Here is a 14,634-nt window from a genome sequence, read left to right on the forward strand (position 1 = left end):
CACCCCTTGGTTGGTGAGTGCCCACTAACTACTATGGTCAGCGAGCGCTCACCAACCTGTCAACCGAGGGAGGCCGCCGTGGGAACCCGGGACCGGATGCTCGACGCCGCCGCGCACGTGATGCGCACGCGCGGCATGGCGCGCGCCACCACCAAGGAGATCGCCAAGGAGTCCGGTTTCTCGGAAGCCGCGCTGTACAAGCACTTCCGCGACAAGACGGACCTGTTCCTCGCGGTGCTCCAGGAACGCGCGCCGGGCAACCTCCGCGCGCTGCTCACCGGCCTGACCGACCGGGCGGGCAAGGGCGAGCTGCGAGCGGTCCTCGAAGAGGTCGCGACCGAGGCGCTCGACTTCTACACCGAGACCTTCCCGATGGCGGCCTCGGTCTTCTCCGAGCAGACGCTGTTCACCGCCCACCGCGACGCACTGCAGGAACGGGGCATGGGCCCGCACGCGGTCCGCGCAGCCCTCGCGGCCTACCTGAAGGCGGAACAGCGGGCGGGAGCCCTCGACCCGGGAGCGGACCCGGAGTCGACGGCGGCCCTCCTCCTCGGAGCCTGCTTCCAGAGCGCCTTCCTGACCCACTTCACCGACGCCCCGAACCCGGCCCCGGCCGACCTCGTCCGAACCCTCCTCCAGCCCCTGACTCCCGCCGAATAGCGCGTGCGGACACCGTGCTGGCCCAGGGCGAGTCTCCGTTGCCCTGCAAGGCTTTTCAGCGCGGGTCGAGCCAGGCGAGCGCTGCGGTGGCCATCGCGGTGACTCCGGTGGTCAGGGTCGGCTCGACCACCGGGGCGAAGAACGGCGAGTGGTTGGACGGGACGTCCCGGCTCAGCGTGCCCGCTTCGCGGGCCGCCAGGTACTTGCCGCGCTCGACCCCGCCGAAGAACCAGTAGCAGGTCGGTACCCCGGCCGCCGTGCCGAACAGGCCGACGTCCTCGCTGCCGGTGACCGGATCCAGCGCCAGGACCCGTTCCGCGCCGAGCTGTTCGCACAGCGCCTTCGTCGTGCGGTCGGTCGCCTGCGGGTCGTTGACCAGCACCGGGAAGTCCGTCAGCCGCTCGAACTCGGGTTCCCGCTCGGCCCCGGAGGCGATCGCTTCGGCGCGCACGATGCGCTTGACCGCCGCGATCACCCGCTCGCGGACGGCTTCGTCGAAGGAGCGGATGTTGACCCGGAGCTCGGCCTGGTCCGGGATGATGTTGTCCTTGGTGCCCGCCCGGATCGAGCCGACGGTGACCACGGCCGTGTCGCGGGCGGAGACCTCGCGGGACACCACGGTCTGCAGCCGCAGCACCGTCGCCGAGGCCATCACCACCGGGTCGATGGCGTTCTCCGGCTGCGAACCGTGCGCGCCGCGGCCGAACATGGTGATCTTCAGGCCGTCGGCGGCGGACATGCTGGGCCCGCTGATCACGCCCACGGTGCCCGCCGGGAACGGGAAGACGTGCTGGCCCAGGCACACGTCGGGACGCGGGAAGCGCTCCAGGAGACCGTCGTCGAGCATCGCCTGCGCGCCCGCGCCGATCTCCTCCGCGGGCTGGAACACCGCCACCACCGTGCCGGACCACTGCTCGCGGGCGCTGACCAGCAGGTCGAGCGCGCCGAGCTGGCAGGTGACGTGCATGTCGTGCCCGCAGGCGTGCATCACCGGCACGTCGTGGCCGTCCGGATCGGTGCCGCGCTGCGCGCTGGCGTAGTCGAGGCCGGTCTGCTCCTGCACCGGCAGCGCGTCGAAGTCCGCGCGCAGCAACACCGTCGGGCCGTCGCCGTTGCGGAGCACTCCGACGACACCGGTGCGGCCCACCCCGGTGGTGACCTCCAAGCCCAGCACCTCCAGGCGCCGCGCGATCTCGGCCGCGGTGCGGTGCTCGGCGAAGGACAGCTCCGGATGGGCGTGCAGATCCTTGTAGAGCGCGGTGAGATCGTCCCGGATGTCGTCGATTCGCCGCAGCACAGCACCCAGATCGCCCACAGCAACCCTCCCGTTCGCAGTTACCGCGATGCTCCCACGCCGCCAACCGCACCGCACGAACCCGCGGCCTCTGCCCGGAACGCGATTTCAATGGAAATCAGACGTCCGATTTCAATGGAACTTGCGCGAGGTGTCGCCCTCGGGCGCTCGACACACCGACGGAGCGTCGGGATCCACGAGATTTCAATGGAAATCGCGGACCTGATTTCCATTGAAATCGCGGGATCCTCGCGCCCGGCGACGAGCCGGAGGCCCCACGACGGATGAGGACGCCGGGCCGGAAGCTCAGCGGCGGGCCGGGAACTCCACGACCTGCTGGTACGTCGGGCGGTTCTGCCAGCTGATCTTCTCCTGGGCGATGCCGCCGATCTTGCTGTGCACCAGGGCGTCCGCGCACCACTGGTCGCCGGCCGCGCAGTCCGCGTCACCCGGGTAGGTCTGCTCCGCCGGGGTTTCCGCCGCCTGGCGCAGGGTGTCCAGCAGCATCTGGCGGCACGCCGCGACGTCGCCGCCTCCGCACAGCGGCTCGCCGAACCCGCCGGGCACCGGCTCGCCGAGCACCGCGCGGATGTCCTTGGACACCTGGCCGAACCAGCCGTACTGGAACGCCGAGCCCTGGTGGCCCTGGCCGACGTGCAGGTCCGGTTCGCCGTTCTGCCAGCCCGAGGGCGATTCGTTGATCTGCATCATCCCGGTCAGCGCCCGGTAGGCCGGCGCGCCCAGCGAGGGCTCGAACTGGCCGCGCACCAGTCGCGGCCACCACGCGTCCAGCAGTTCGATCGCCGCAGCGTGCTCGTACTGTCTGCTGCCCGGTTCGGTCTCGATCCGCTTGCCGCCGTCGGCCAGCCAGCTCCGGAGCCGGTTGACCAGCACCGCGGTCTGCTGATCGGTGACCGGTTCCTGGTCGATGAGCCGCAGCAGGTCCGGCAGCACCCGCTCGGCGCGGAGGTCGGTGACGCCCGCTTCGGCCATCGCCCGGGTCAGCGTGACGCGGTCGAACTTCCCGCCCGCCTCGATCCGCTCGCGAACGCGGGCGTCGAGCAGGTCACCGCGCTGCACGGCGCCCTTCTCCGCCCGGTCGCCCGCGGTTCCCGGCGCCTGCTTGTTGTTCCAGCTGATGTAGTAGTCCTGGTTCACCGAGTTCGGGTGCTGCTCGAACGGGGCGAGCGCCGCGGTGTTGCCGTCCGGGTTCCAGTCCTGCCACTCGTAGGCCGGGTCGGCGGCGATCGGCATGCTCGGGTCGACCACCGGCTTGCGCACCACGTTGGCACCGGAGTTGAAGTAGGCGGTGTCGTCGGCGTCGGCGTAGAACCAGTTGAAGGTGAAGTTGATGTCGTGCGCCGCGCGCTGGAAGTCCTGCGCCGAGGTGATCGCGCCCGGGTCGTTGAACTTCTGGAACCCGATGATCGAGTCCACCTCGTGCAGGAACGTCGACCGGGCCAGCGCGAACGCGACCGGCTTGCCGCCGACGGTGCCGCGGTGGGTCACGGGGCCGTAGTCGGTCCGGAACGACACCAGCCGGTAGGAGCCCTCGGGCGTGTCGTCGCCGAGACTGGGCTTCCAGGCGTTCTGCCGCTCGACCTGCTGCATCGGCACGCACTCGCCGCGGAACCGGTAGGCGTTGGAGCCCACGGTCGCCGGGCTCCCGTCCGGCTCGCACAGCTCCACGGCGTAGGTGTCGATCATGTCCTGGGACGCGGTGGTGGCGCTCCAGGCGTAGTCCTGACCGCGGCCCAGCAGCGTGTAGAAGCTCAGGCCCGCGAACGAGGCGCCCTTCGACGAGATGCCGGGCCCCTGCAGCTCCTGGAGGGTGAGCAGCTGCGGCGAGAAGTAGCCGGTCTGCGGCCCGAACACGGCCACCGGGTTGCCGCTCTCGGTGTGCGCGCCGGAGACCACGAGCGCGTTGGACATGCCGCGGGGTTCACCCATGCCCGCCGGGAACAGACCGTCGTCGAAGATCCCGCGCAGGCTCTCGACCGGGTCGTCGGAGGTCGGCGCCGGGTTGCGGCTCTCCGGGCGGACTTCCGGTTCCGCGGGCTGGGCGGCCGATCCGGTCGGGTCGAACACGAACTGCTGCTCGATCACCGAGCCGGGATCCGGCAGCACGACGCCTTCCGGGTTCTCCGGTGCCACGCCGTACGGAAAGGACTGTCCATCGTGGAGGGTGCTGATGGCCTCCGGGTCGTTCTCGGCGCGGAACGCCGCCCAGATCTCCTCGCCGCGCTCCGGGCCGAACCGCTCGTGCAAGGACATGCGCGCGATCGCGTTCTGCACCTCGTTGCCGCCGCCACCGCCGAACTGCGCGCCGACCAGCGAGGCCAGCACGGCCAGGTCGGTCAGCTCGAACGGTTCGATGCGGCCAGCGTTGGTGATCGGGTCGACGTGCCCGGTGGCCACGTACTCGCCCGGGAAGTACCGGCCGCGGTGGGACTTCTCGATGTAGGCGTTGATGCCGTCCACGTAGGATTGCGCGTCGGCCAGCGCCTGGCGGCCGCGCTCACCGCGACTCGCGACTGAATCGATCTGCTGCTGCAGCTCCTGCTCGGTGTAGGGCGATGCGGCGAAGAACCGCTGCTCCAGCTCGCGGTTCGCCGGGGCGCCACCGGCGAACGGGGTCACCGAACCGCGTCCGGCCCGGCGCAGCGCGTCCATCAGGAACAGCTTGTCCTCGGCTGTCGCGTAACCGGCGCCGAACGTGGTGCCCGAGCGCGTGGTCCCGTAGATGTGCGGGATGCCCGCGGTCTTGTCGCGGACGATGGTGACGTCCTCGCGCGGCCGGTAGGTCCGCTCCACGTCGTCGGGCCGCACGCCGAAGGAGTTGTCGTTGAAGAACTCGCCGATCGTGCCGGTCGTCAGCCGCGGGTAGCCGTCGACGAGCGCGTCGTAGCGCGCCAGCTGGTCGTCGGAGTGCTTCGGCCGGGTGCCCAGCAGCATGTGCGCGACGAGCTCGGCGAAGGTGGCGTTGCCGTTCTGCCCGGGCGGCAGGATGTCGTGGCACTGCTCGCGGCAGTAGTCCGGAGCGGGCTCCGGGATCGGTTCAGCAGCGGCCTGCGGCGCGACCAGCAGGGAAGCGATCGCGGCCGTGGCGGTGAGAGCGGCGGTGGGACGCGGAAGTCGCGGCATGCCAGATCCTCCCGGTCGATCTTCGCGACCCGGACGCTAGCCATCCCGCACTGGAATTGAAAGAGATTCACATTCGGTGTGCCCGAACGGCGCAATCAGGACGCCACCGCGGGGCGGTGCTCACCGCGCTTCCACTTGGCGTTCTCCAGCTCCAGCGCCGCCCACAGCAGGTTCAGCGGGTGATCGTCGCCGTAGCTCTGCCGCTCCCCGCGCCGGGTGAAAGCACCCACCAGCACGTGCATCTTCGGCCCGACGTCGTTGACCAGGTCGATGGTGCGCAGCCCCCGGCCCTCCGGCAGCCGGCCGTCATCGGCGGCCTCGCCCACGCCGCGCGTGACGATCATGCAGCCGTGCAGCAGTTCCGAGCGCAGCAGGTCGAACCCGTAGCGCACGTCGTCGATCTCCGCGGCGATGTCGAGCCGCTCCCGGTAGTCGGCGCCGAACCAGCCGCGCAGGAATCCGGAGATCAGTCCGCTGGCCGGGATGACCAGCGGCAGCGAGTGCAGCTGGCTGGCCAGCATCGGCCGGTTCGGCACCTTGCCCACCGGCAGGTTCGTGACCAGGCTCAGCCCGCTGCGCCGCCACTCCAGCACGTCCACGTCGGCCAGCACGTCATCGCCCGGCTCGCCGACCAGCACGCTGCCGCAGACCAGATCCACCTGCTTGGCCTGCAAAGCGCTGATCAATTCGCGAGTTCGCAGGTGCGTCACGCGCAAGTCCACACCGCGCTCGGCGAATTCCGCGGCGACGTGCTCACCGGCATTGGCGAGGAAACCGAGAGTGAAACGAGTTGTGCCGACAGTGATCGTTTCGCCGCGCAGCCGCCGCGATTCGTGCACCCCGTCGAGCCAGTCGCGCAGCGTGTTGCGCGCGATCTCCACGAACGCCTCTCCGGAATCGGTGAAGAGGACGGACTTCCCGCGCCCCTGCTTGATCACCAGTGGTTCACCGCACAGTTGCTGGAAGTTCCGGTTGAGCGTGTCGAGCTGCTTCTGCACGCTCGACTGCTCGCGGCCCAGCGAACGCGCCGCGGCCAGGGCGGTTCCGACCTCGCGCACCAGCACCAGGGTGCGCAGCTGATCCATCGTGGTGTCCAGCAGAGCACCTGGCGATTCGAGCAATCTGCTGCGCAGGTCGCTCGCGGACAGACTGGCGGTTCCGACTAACGGCACGGCATGCTTCCTTCGGGTCTCCTGTTTGCGCCGAAGTGTAGTGCGCGGAACTGATCTCCACGCCAGAACAAATAATCTGCGGAATTCTTTCCCGAATCGCTGGAAACCCCGTGCGCGGCGGTGCAATGATCTGCCTCGCCCCAACGGTGGTCCTTCGGTGATCGCCCCCGGTCCGGCTCGCGACCGACCGGTGAATTCGGGGCAGTTCGCACGAACGCAGGTGCGCGGATGCGTGAGCCGCCGCCTGCCCCGGAGAGGATTCGCGAGCACCATGCGCAGCACCACCGTCGCGCCGCCCCGTGGCGCGACGTCGAACGACGCCTTCCCGCGCAGTGCGTGGGCCCGCGCTGCACGTCTTGGAGGCGAGGACCGCCGACGGCGCGTGGTGGCCGCACCGGCCACCGGCTCGGCGGTCCGCACGAGCGCCCGGGCCGACCGGCCCGGCCGGTGACGCGAATCCCCTCGACCACACCCCCCTTTTTCATGCCCTGGCAAGGAGAACCCGAGTCGTGACGTATCCCCAGACCGCAACCCCGAACCAGACCGCGGCCCCGGTCGGCTTGAAGCGCCCCGGCACGCTGCTGGCGCTGGTCGTCGTCGGCGCGTTGTCCGCTGTTTCCGCCCTGATCGGGGCGATCTACCTCATCAGCAACGCCGGCCCGATCGGCGAAGCAATGCTCAACGAGATCCTCGCGTCCGACCCCAGCTCGCTGGGGCTGGACTCGGAGATGGAGGCGCTGGCCTCGCTGTCCGGCGGTGAGATCACCGACCTCAAGACCGCGCTCGTGGACTTCGGCATGTGGGACACCGTGCTCGCGACCGCGACGGCCACGGTCTCCCTCAAGGGAATCCTGGTGGTGGTGTTCTCGCTGCCGCTGCTGCTCTGGAGCCTGCTGGCCATCAACGGCGCCCTGTACGCGCGCATCCTGTACACGATCTCCGCGGTCTTCGGGCTGTTCGCGAACCTCGCCGTGGTCAACGACACGTTGCCGGCCATGGCCCGCGTCACCAGCGGCATCGCGATGGCGGCCATCGTGCTCACCGTCGTGCTGTGCTGGCTGCCCGCCAACGGCCGCTTCGCCAAGGCGCGCAAGCTCGCTCGCTGACCGAGTGATCTGCAGCGCCGCACTGGGGGTCGGCGCTGGGAATCAGCGGCGGTTCGGCACCGGGGGGTCGGTGCCGAACCGCCGCTCTCGTCACTTCAGAGCCTGTCTCTGGTCCTGGTTCTTTGTCTTTGAAACGCCGGAGGCGTTTAGCCCACCCTCGCAGCTTGCACCGCCGCGGGTTCTCAGCGTTCGCCTGGCGAGGACAGCCCGTTCGCCGTGTATTGGACATACATCAGAACGGGATCCCGCAGCCAGGCGGACGCTGAGGTTCCGCTACCGGCACCGCTACGCAGAACGAGTTCGGAGACAGGCTTTCACCTGCTGGCGCTGCCTGCCCAGGCCGTCGATCTCCAGCTCCACCACGTCACCGGGTGCCAGGTAGGGGAACCGCCCGGACATCGCCACGCCCTCCGGGGTCCCGGTGTTGATCAGATCACCCGGTTCCAGCGTCACGTACTGCGAGAGGTGCCGGACGATCTCGGCGACGCCGAAGATCATGTCCGAGGTGCTGGAGTCCTGCCGCACCTCTCCGTTGACCCAGGTCCGCAACCGCAGCGCCTGCGGATCGGCGACCTCGTCGGCGGGCACCAGCCACGGGCCGACCGGGTTGAACGTCTCGGCGCACTTGCCCTTCGACCACTGCCCGCCGGAGTGCTCCTTCTGGAAGGCCCGCTCGGAGACGTCGTTGGCCACCACGTAGCCGGCGACGCACGCCAACGCCGCCTCGGCGCTTTCCAGGTAGCGGGCCCGGCGACCGATCACCACGCCGAGCTCGACCTCCCAGTCGACCTGCTCGGCACCGCGCGGGATCAGCACCTCGTCGTGCGGCCCGACGACCGTGTTCGGGTGCTTGAAGAACAGGATCGGCACCTCCGGCGGTGCCGACCCGGATTCGGCGGCGTGCGCGGCGTAGTTCTGGCCGATGCACAGCACGGCCATCGGCCGCGCGATCGGGGCGCCCACCCGCAGGCCGCTGCCGTCGCCGGGATCGTCGACGGCGGTGAGCTCACCGGCGGCCAGCGCCTCGCGCACCCGCGCGATGCCACCGGCGGCCAGGAACCGCCCGTCGATGTCGGTGGTGATCGGGTGCAGATCGAACAGCCGGCCCTGGTCGTCTGCAACGTGCGGTCGTTCCGCCCCGGCGGGGCCCAACCTCAGGAACCTCATCTCACTCCTTCGTCTCGGCAGGTGCTGCCGAGGACGCACCGGCGAGGCCGGGTGCGGCCGGCGCGGCTCAGCAGCCCTACGACCTTCCACTGGCAGACGCGCGGAAGCAAGACCCGTCCGGGGGGCGGACGCAGCTCAGCCGGACGTGCGCAGGTGACGCGTGACCGCGCCGAGTCCGGCCGTCACGGCGCGCAGCTGATCGCGGTCGAGCACGTCGATCAGGTTCGCGCGCACCACCTCGACGTGCCCGGGCGCCGCCGCGCGCAGCTTCCCCCGGCCGGCGTCGGTCAGCAGCGCGTAGACGCCGCGGTCGTCGGACTCGCAGGTCCGGCGCCGCACCAGACCGGCCTTCTCCAGCTGGGTGATCTGGTAGGTCAGGCCGCTCTTCGAGGTCACCACCAGCTGGGCGAGCTCGGTCATCCGCAGCTCGCCGCCGGGCGCCGCGGACAACCGGACCAGGATCTCGTACTGCGGGTGGGACAGCCCGACCTGTTCGCGCAGCTGCTGCTCGACCTTGCGGGCGACCAGGTTGCTCGCCTCCACGAAGGCGTTCCAGGCCGCCATCTCCTCGTCGTCCAGCCAGCGCGGTTCAGCCATGCTCCGAGCCTAGCTTGTTCGAATTTGAACTACCAGCTATGGTCGAGGTAGTTCAAATCGAGTCTTTCATCTTGGTCGGTGGCCGCAGCCGCGTTGACCAGCGCAGTCAGACTGCGGAACGCGTCGCATGCGCCGCAGGCGCATAACCCACCCTCGCAACTCGCACCGCCGCGGGTTCTCAGAGGTCGCCTGGCGAGGACAGCCCGTTCGCCGTGTATCGGACATACATCAGAACGCCGATCCCGCAGCCAGGCGGCCTCTGAGGTTCCGCTACCCGCACCGCCACGCAGAACGAACCTGGAAACCCTCATTCGAACGAGGAGCTCGTGATGACCCGGATGCCCACCCTGTACCTCAGCCACGGCGCCCCACCGCTGGCCGACGACCCGCAGTGGCCGGGCCAGCTCGCCGACTGGTCGGCCCGGCTGCCGGAGCCGAAGGCGATCCTGATCATCTCGGCGCACTGGGAGGAAGCCCCGCTGGCCATCGGCGCCACCAGCACCGTTCCGCTGGTCTACGACTTCTGGGGCTTCCCCGAGCGCTACTACGACGTCCAGTACGCCGCCCCCGGCGCACCGGCGCTGGCCGCCCGCGTGCGCGCCCTGCTCCACGGCCCGGACACGCCGGTGCACGACTTCCCGGACCGGGGCCTCGACCACGGCGCCTACGTGCCGCTGGTGGAGATGTACCCGGACGCCGACGTGCCGGTCCTGCAGATCTCGATGCCGACGCTGGAACCGGAACGGCTGATGCACCTGGGCCGCACGCTGGCGCCGCTGCGCGACGAGGGCGTGCTGATCATCGGCAGCGGGTTCTTCACCCACAACCTTTCGGCGCTGGGCGAACCGGGCACGCCGAGCTGGTCCTCGGAGTTCGACGACTGGGGGCGGCAGGCGCTCGAGGCCAACGACGTCGACGCTCTGCTGGACTTCCGGCACAAGGCCCCGGCCGGACAGCTCGCGCACCCGCGCACGGAGCACTTCGCACCGCTGTTCGTGGCGCTCGGCGCGGCGGCCGACGACCTCACCGCGCAGCAGGTGGCCGTCGACGGCTTCTGGATGGGCCTGTCCAAGCGCTCCGTCCAGTTCGGCTGAGCGCGATCAGCGGCGCAGCTGCTGCTCGATCGCGTCGACCACCTCGGCCAGCGGCACCCGCGTCTCCTCGGTCCAGTTCGGGCCGCAGCGCGGCGTCGGCGCCGAGACCGACAGGGCCGCGACGACGTCGCCGGAGTGGTCGCGGATCGGCATCGCCACGCAGCGGCAGCCGATGATGTACTCCTCGTCGTCGGCCGCGTAGCCGCGCGCCCGCGCCTCCTGCACCTCGGCCAGCAGTTCGGGCAGCTCGCGCACCGTGTTCGCGGTGAAGCTCTCCAGCTCCACGCCCTCGTAGCGGCGCGCCAGCTCGTCCTGCGGGAGCCCGGTCAGCAGCGCCTTGCCCAGCCCGACCGCGTGCGCGGGCAGCCGCATGCCCACCGCCGACACCAGCTTCATCGGCTGCGGCGACTCGGCGATGGCGATGTAGACGTTCTCGGTGCCGTCCAGCCTGGACAGCTGCACCGTCTCCCCGGTCCGCTGCGCGAGCCGGTCCATCAGCGGCAGCGCCAGGCCCACGATGTCGCGGTGCCCGGTGTAGCCCTGCCCGACCGTCCACGCCTTGAGCCCGAGCCCGTAGGTGCGGGTGGTCGGGTCGAACTCGGCGAAGCCGCGGTGCACCAGCGTGCCGAGCAGACCGTGCACGCTGGACAGCGGGAGCCGCAGCGTCTCGGCGATGTCGCTGAGCCGGTGCCGTCCCCGGGAGAGCAGTTCCAGGATGACCAGCGCACGATCGGCGGACTTGACCACGTTGGGCCCGCTGCCCGCTGGTTCGGCCGTGGCGGGTTCCGACTTCACCCGACTTCCTCCTGCTCCGTTCCGGCCGCATCGGCTGCTGCGGCCTACTGAACAGTACAGCGGGCGCGCGGACCCCGCGCAGCTCCTCCACATCGTCCACAGTGGATCGCAGCGCGCTCGTGATGTCGGCGGGCCCGAGCGGTGTGAGCATATGGGCATGGCGCAGCCCGGTTCACCGTTCCGCCCGCTCGAACCGTCGATCGACCTGCCCGCGATGGAACGCCGGATCATCGAGCGATGGCGCGCGCACGAGGTGTTCGAACGCAGCCTGGCGCAGACCGCGAACGGCCCGCGCTGGGTGTGCTACGAGGGCCCGCCCACCGCCAACGGGCAGCCCGGCGCGCACCACGTCGAGGCGCGGGTGTTCAAGGACGTCTTCCCGCGGTTCAAGACGATGAAGGGCTGCCACGTGCCGCGGCGCGGTGGCTGGGACTGCCACGGGCTGCCCGTGGAGCTGGCCGTCGAGCAGGAGCTGGGCATCAGCGGCAAGCCCGACATCGAGCGGATCGGCATCGCCGAGTTCAACGCGCGCTGCCGCGCCTCGGTGCAGCGCTACGTCGGCGAGTTCGAGGCGGTCACCCGGCGGATGGGCTACTGGATCGATCTGTCCACCGCCTACTGGACGATGTCGCCGGACTACGTCGACAGCGTGTGGTGGGCGCTGAAGCGGATCTTCGAAGCCGGTCTGCTCGTCGAGGACTACCGGGTGGCCCCGTACTGCCCGCGCGATCAGACGACGCTGTCCGACCACGAGGTCGCCCAGGGCTACGAGCCCGCGCACGACCCGTCGGCGTTCGTGCGGTTCCCGGTGGACGGGCCGCTGGCCGGGCACCGCGGCGTCGACCTGCTGATCTGGACGACCACGCCGTGGACGCTGGTGTCCAACACCGCGGTCGCGGTGCACCCGGCGGTGGACTACCAGGTGGTGCGCACCGTCGAGGGCACCTTCGTGGTGGCCGAACCGCTGGTCGAGGCGGTGCTCGGCACCGGCGGCGAGGTGCTCGCGACCGTGCCGGGCACCGCGCTGGCGGGCGTGCGCTACCACCGCCCGTTCGAGCTCGTGGACATCCCGGACGCGCACTTCGTGGTGCTCGCCGAGTACGTCTCCACCGAGGACGGCACCGGGCTGGTGCACCAGGCTCCGGCGTTCGGCGCCGACGACCTGGCGGTCTGCCGGGAGCACGGGCTGCCGGTGGTCAACCCGGTCGGGACCGACGGCCGGTTCACCGCCGACGTCGGCCTGGTCGGCGGGATGTTCTTCAAGGACGCCGACGCGGTGCTGGTCGACGACCTCCAGCACCGCGGACTCCTGTTGCGCTACACCACCTTCGAACACCAGTACCCGCACTGCTGGCGCTGCCACACGCCGCTGATGTACTACGCGCAGCTGTCGTGGTACATCCGGACGACCGCGATCCGCGACGCGCTGCAGCGCGAGAACGAGCGCACCAACTGGTATCCCGAGCACGTCAAGCACGGCCGCTACGGGGACTGGCTGGCCAACAACGTGGACTGGGCACTGTCCCGGACGCGCTACTGGGGCACGCCGCTGCCGCTGTGGCGCTGCCCGGACGGCCACGTCACGCCGATCGGCTCCCGCGCCGAGCTCGGCGAGCGCACCGGCCAGGACTTCGCCGCGCTCGACCCGCACCGCCCGTACCTCGACGAGATCGAATTCCCCTGCGCCTGCGGGAAGTCCGCCGCCCGCGTGCCCGAGGTGATCGACGCCTGGTTCGACTCCGGCTCGATGCCCTTCGCCCAGCTCGGCTACCCGCACCGAACGGGCAGCGTCGCCGAACTGGCCCGCAGCTACCCGGCGCAGTACATCTGCGAGGCCATCGACCAGACCCGCGGCTGGTTCTACACGCTGATGGCCATCGGCACCCTGCTGTTCGACCGCTCCGCGTACGAGAACGTCGTCTGCTTGGGGCACATCATGGCCGAGGACGGTCGCAAGATGAGCAAGCACCTAGGCAACGTGCTGGAGCCGCTGCCGCTGATGGAGGAGCACGGCGCGGACGCGCTGCGGTGGTTCATGCTCTGCACCGGCTCGCCGTGGTCCGCACGGCGGATCGGCCACGCCCCGCTGCGCGAGATCGTCCGCAAGGTGCTGCTGACCTGCTGGAACACCGCGTCGTTCTTCAGCCGCTACGCCGCGCTGGTGGACTGGATCCCGGCCGACGCCGATCCGCCCGAGCAGCGCCCGGTGCTCGATCGCTGGGTGCTGGCCCAGGTCCACCGGCTGGCCGCCGAAGTGGACGCGCGACTGGAGGACTACGACACGGCGGCGGCCGGCCGGGCGCTGGCGACCTTCGTCGACGACCTGTCGAACTGGTACGTGCGCCGCTCGCGGCAGCGCTTCTGGGACGGCGACCGCAACGCCCTGACCACGCTCCACGCCTGCCTGGACGTGCTCACCCGGCTGCTCGCGCCGTTCACGCCGTTCATCGCCGAGCAGATCTGGCAGGACGTCGTCCGCCCAGGCATCCCGGACGCGCCGGACTCAGTGCACCTGGCGAGCTGGCCGCGCGCCGACCTCCGGCTGGTCGACGACCGCCTGCTGTCCGAAGTGGACATCGAACGGCAGCTGGCGGAAGCGGGCCGGGCGGCGCGCAAGAGCAGCGGGATCAAGGTGCGGCAGCCGCTCGGGCGAGCGCTCGTCAGCCCGGCCCTGCCGCCGGAACTGCTCGCCGACCTGGCCGACGAGCTCAACGTGCGCCGCGTCGAACCGCTGGCATCGGCGGGCGAGGTGCTGGAGGTGTCGGTCAAGCCGAACTTCCGCGCGCTGGGCAAGCGGTTCGGCAACCGCACCCAGCAGGCGGCGGCAGCAGTCACCGCCGCCGATCCCGCCGAGCTGGCCCGCGCCCTGCGCGCCGGCACCGCGACGATCGAGGTGGACGGCCGGACCGAGCCGCTGACCGGCGAGGACGTCTTCCGCACCGAGGTCCCGCGAACCGGCTGGGTGGTCGAGTCGCAGCGCGAGGTCACGATCGCGCTGGACACCGAGATCACGCCGGAACTGGCACGAGCGGGCCTGGCCCGCGAAGTGATCCGCTTCGTCCAGGACTGCCGCAAGCAGGACGGTCTCGACATCACCGACCGGATCACCCTGCGCTGGCGCGCGACCGGCGAGCTCCGCGAAGCGCTCCGCCACCACGCGGACGAGATCGCCACCGCGGTCCTGGCGGTGGACATCGCCGAATCCCCCGCCCCCGCACCAGGTTCCACCGAGCACACCGACCCAACCCTGAACCTGAAGATCTGGCTCCACCCCCAACCCTGAAACCCGCGCTCCACCATCAGCGCACAAACGCCCCGTCCCACCACCACCGGGTCAACCAACCGCAATTTCAATGGAAATCAAACGTCCAATTTCAATGGAAGTTGCGCGCCCCATCGGCACGCCGGGACCCCGACACACCGACACCGGCGCACAACTCACCCTCCAGGTAGACGGACGACCGCAAGTTCAATGGAAATCAGACGTCCAATTTCCATTGAAATCGCATCCTCCCCGCACCCGCGGAGCGATCGGAGTGTCCTCTTCGGACGGTGGGACGCGGAAGGGCCGCGGGCAGGTTCGCCCGCGGCCCTTCGGCAGCGCT

11 protein-coding genes are annotated in these 14,634 nt (G+C 70.3%); 5 read left to right on the forward strand and 6 right to left on the reverse strand.

What is annotated here, in order from left to right:
• Positions 1–78 precede the first annotated feature (78 nt).
• The gene (locus ATL45_RS06610; protein ID WP_211841190.1) at positions 79–660 is read left to right on the forward strand and encodes a TetR/AcrR family transcriptional regulator; all 582 of its coding nucleotides are present in this window, start codon (positions 79–81) and stop codon (positions 658–660) included.
• Positions 661–715: 55 nt separating this feature from the next.
• Here the strand turns inward: ATL45_RS06610 and ATL45_RS06615 are convergent, their stop codons facing one another.
• From ATL45_RS06615 to ATL45_RS06625, 3 genes are all read right to left on the reverse strand, one after another.
• Positions 716–1,975 (reverse strand): amidohydrolase, encoded by a 1,260-nt coding sequence (locus ATL45_RS06615; RefSeq protein WP_093157673.1) that lies wholly within the window; start codon positions 1,973–1,975, stop codon positions 716–718.
• A gap of 285 nt (positions 1,976–2,260) precedes the next feature.
• A complete protein-coding gene (locus tag ATL45_RS06620) occupies positions 2,261–5,098 on the reverse strand; it encodes a penicillin acylase family protein (protein ID WP_093157671.1) in 2,838 nt (945 codons plus the stop codon).
• 95 nt (positions 5,099–5,193) lie between these two features.
• Positions 5,194–6,270, reverse strand: a complete 1,077-nt coding sequence (locus tag ATL45_RS06625; RefSeq protein ID WP_235863205.1) for a LysR family transcriptional regulator — start codon at positions 6,268–6,270, stop codon at positions 5,194–5,196.
• A gap of 271 nt (positions 6,271–6,541) precedes the next feature.
• Here ATL45_RS06625 and ATL45_RS38320 point away from each other — a divergent pair, with 271 nt between their 5' ends.
• Both ATL45_RS38320 and ATL45_RS06630 read left to right on the forward strand, forming a co-directional pair.
• On the forward strand, positions 6,542–6,721 hold the full coding sequence (locus ATL45_RS38320; RefSeq protein ID WP_143121739.1) for a hypothetical protein: 180 nt from the start codon (positions 6,542–6,544) through the stop codon (positions 6,719–6,721).
• Between the two features lie 58 nt (positions 6,722–6,779).
• Positions 6,780–7,376 carry a hypothetical protein gene (locus ATL45_RS06630; RefSeq protein ID WP_093157669.1) on the forward strand — a complete coding sequence of 199 codons (597 nt, stop codon included), beginning with the start codon at positions 6,780–6,782 and terminating at the stop codon, positions 7,374–7,376.
• Positions 7,377–7,661: 285 nt separating this feature from the next.
• Here ATL45_RS06630 and ATL45_RS06635 read toward each other — a convergent pair whose 3' ends face one another.
• Together ATL45_RS06635 and ATL45_RS06640 are read right to left on the reverse strand one after the other, a co-directional pair.
• Complete coding sequence (locus ATL45_RS06635; RefSeq protein WP_093157667.1) at positions 7,662–8,543, reverse strand: fumarylacetoacetate hydrolase family protein; 882 nt, start codon at positions 8,541–8,543, stop codon at positions 7,662–7,664.
• Between the two features lie 135 nt (positions 8,544–8,678).
• Positions 8,679–9,140, reverse strand: coding sequence for a MarR family winged helix-turn-helix transcriptional regulator (locus ATL45_RS06640; RefSeq protein ID WP_093157665.1), 462 nt, complete (start codon positions 9,138–9,140; stop codon positions 8,679–8,681).
• Between the two features lie 329 nt (positions 9,141–9,469).
• Here ATL45_RS06640 and ATL45_RS06645 point away from each other — a divergent pair, with 329 nt between their 5' ends.
• The gene (locus tag ATL45_RS06645; RefSeq protein WP_170210180.1) at positions 9,470–10,234 is read left to right on the forward strand and encodes a dioxygenase family protein; all 765 of its coding nucleotides are present in this window, start codon (positions 9,470–9,472) and stop codon (positions 10,232–10,234) included.
• A gap of 6 nt (positions 10,235–10,240) precedes the next feature.
• Here the strand turns inward: ATL45_RS06645 and ATL45_RS06650 are convergent, their stop codons facing one another.
• Positions 10,241–11,029 (reverse strand): IclR family transcriptional regulator, encoded by a 789-nt coding sequence (locus tag ATL45_RS06650; protein ID WP_093348813.1) that lies wholly within the window; start codon positions 11,027–11,029, stop codon positions 10,241–10,243.
• 157 nt (positions 11,030–11,186) lie between these two features.
• Here ATL45_RS06650 and ileS point away from each other — a divergent pair, with 157 nt between their 5' ends.
• Entirely contained in the window at positions 11,187–14,312 is a 3,126-nt protein-coding gene (gene ileS / locus ATL45_RS06655) for an isoleucine--tRNA ligase (RefSeq protein WP_093157772.1), read from the forward strand.
• Positions 14,313–14,634: the final 322 nt, after the last annotated feature.

Origin of the sequence: Saccharopolyspora antimicrobica (assembly GCF_003635025.1) — a bacterium.
Lineage (GTDB): Bacteria > Actinomycetota > Actinomycetes > Mycobacteriales > Pseudonocardiaceae > Saccharopolyspora > Saccharopolyspora antimicrobica.

Bases quoted from the DNA above. Each gene is read 5' to 3' on its own strand.
- ATL45_RS06620 (WP_093157671.1), bottom strand. From the start codon at position 5,098: ATGCCGCGACTTCCGCGTCCCACCGCCGCTCTCACCGCCACGGCCGCG.
- ATL45_RS38320 (WP_143121739.1), top strand. From the start codon at position 6,542: ATGCGCAGCACCACCGTCGCGCCGCCCCGTGGCGCGACGTCGAACGAC.
- ATL45_RS06635 (WP_093157667.1), bottom strand. From the start codon at position 8,543: ATGAGGTTCCTGAGGTTGGGCCCCGCCGGGGCGGAACGACCGCACGTT.
- ATL45_RS06640 (WP_093157665.1), bottom strand. From the start codon at position 9,140: ATGGCTGAACCGCGCTGGCTGGACGACGAGGAGATGGCGGCCTGGAAC.
- ATL45_RS06645 (WP_170210180.1), top strand. From the start codon at position 9,470: ATGACCCGGATGCCCACCCTGTACCTCAGCCACGGCGCCCCACCGCTG.
- ileS (WP_093157772.1), top strand. From the start codon at position 11,187: ATGGCGCAGCCCGGTTCACCGTTCCGCCCGCTCGAACCGTCGATCGAC.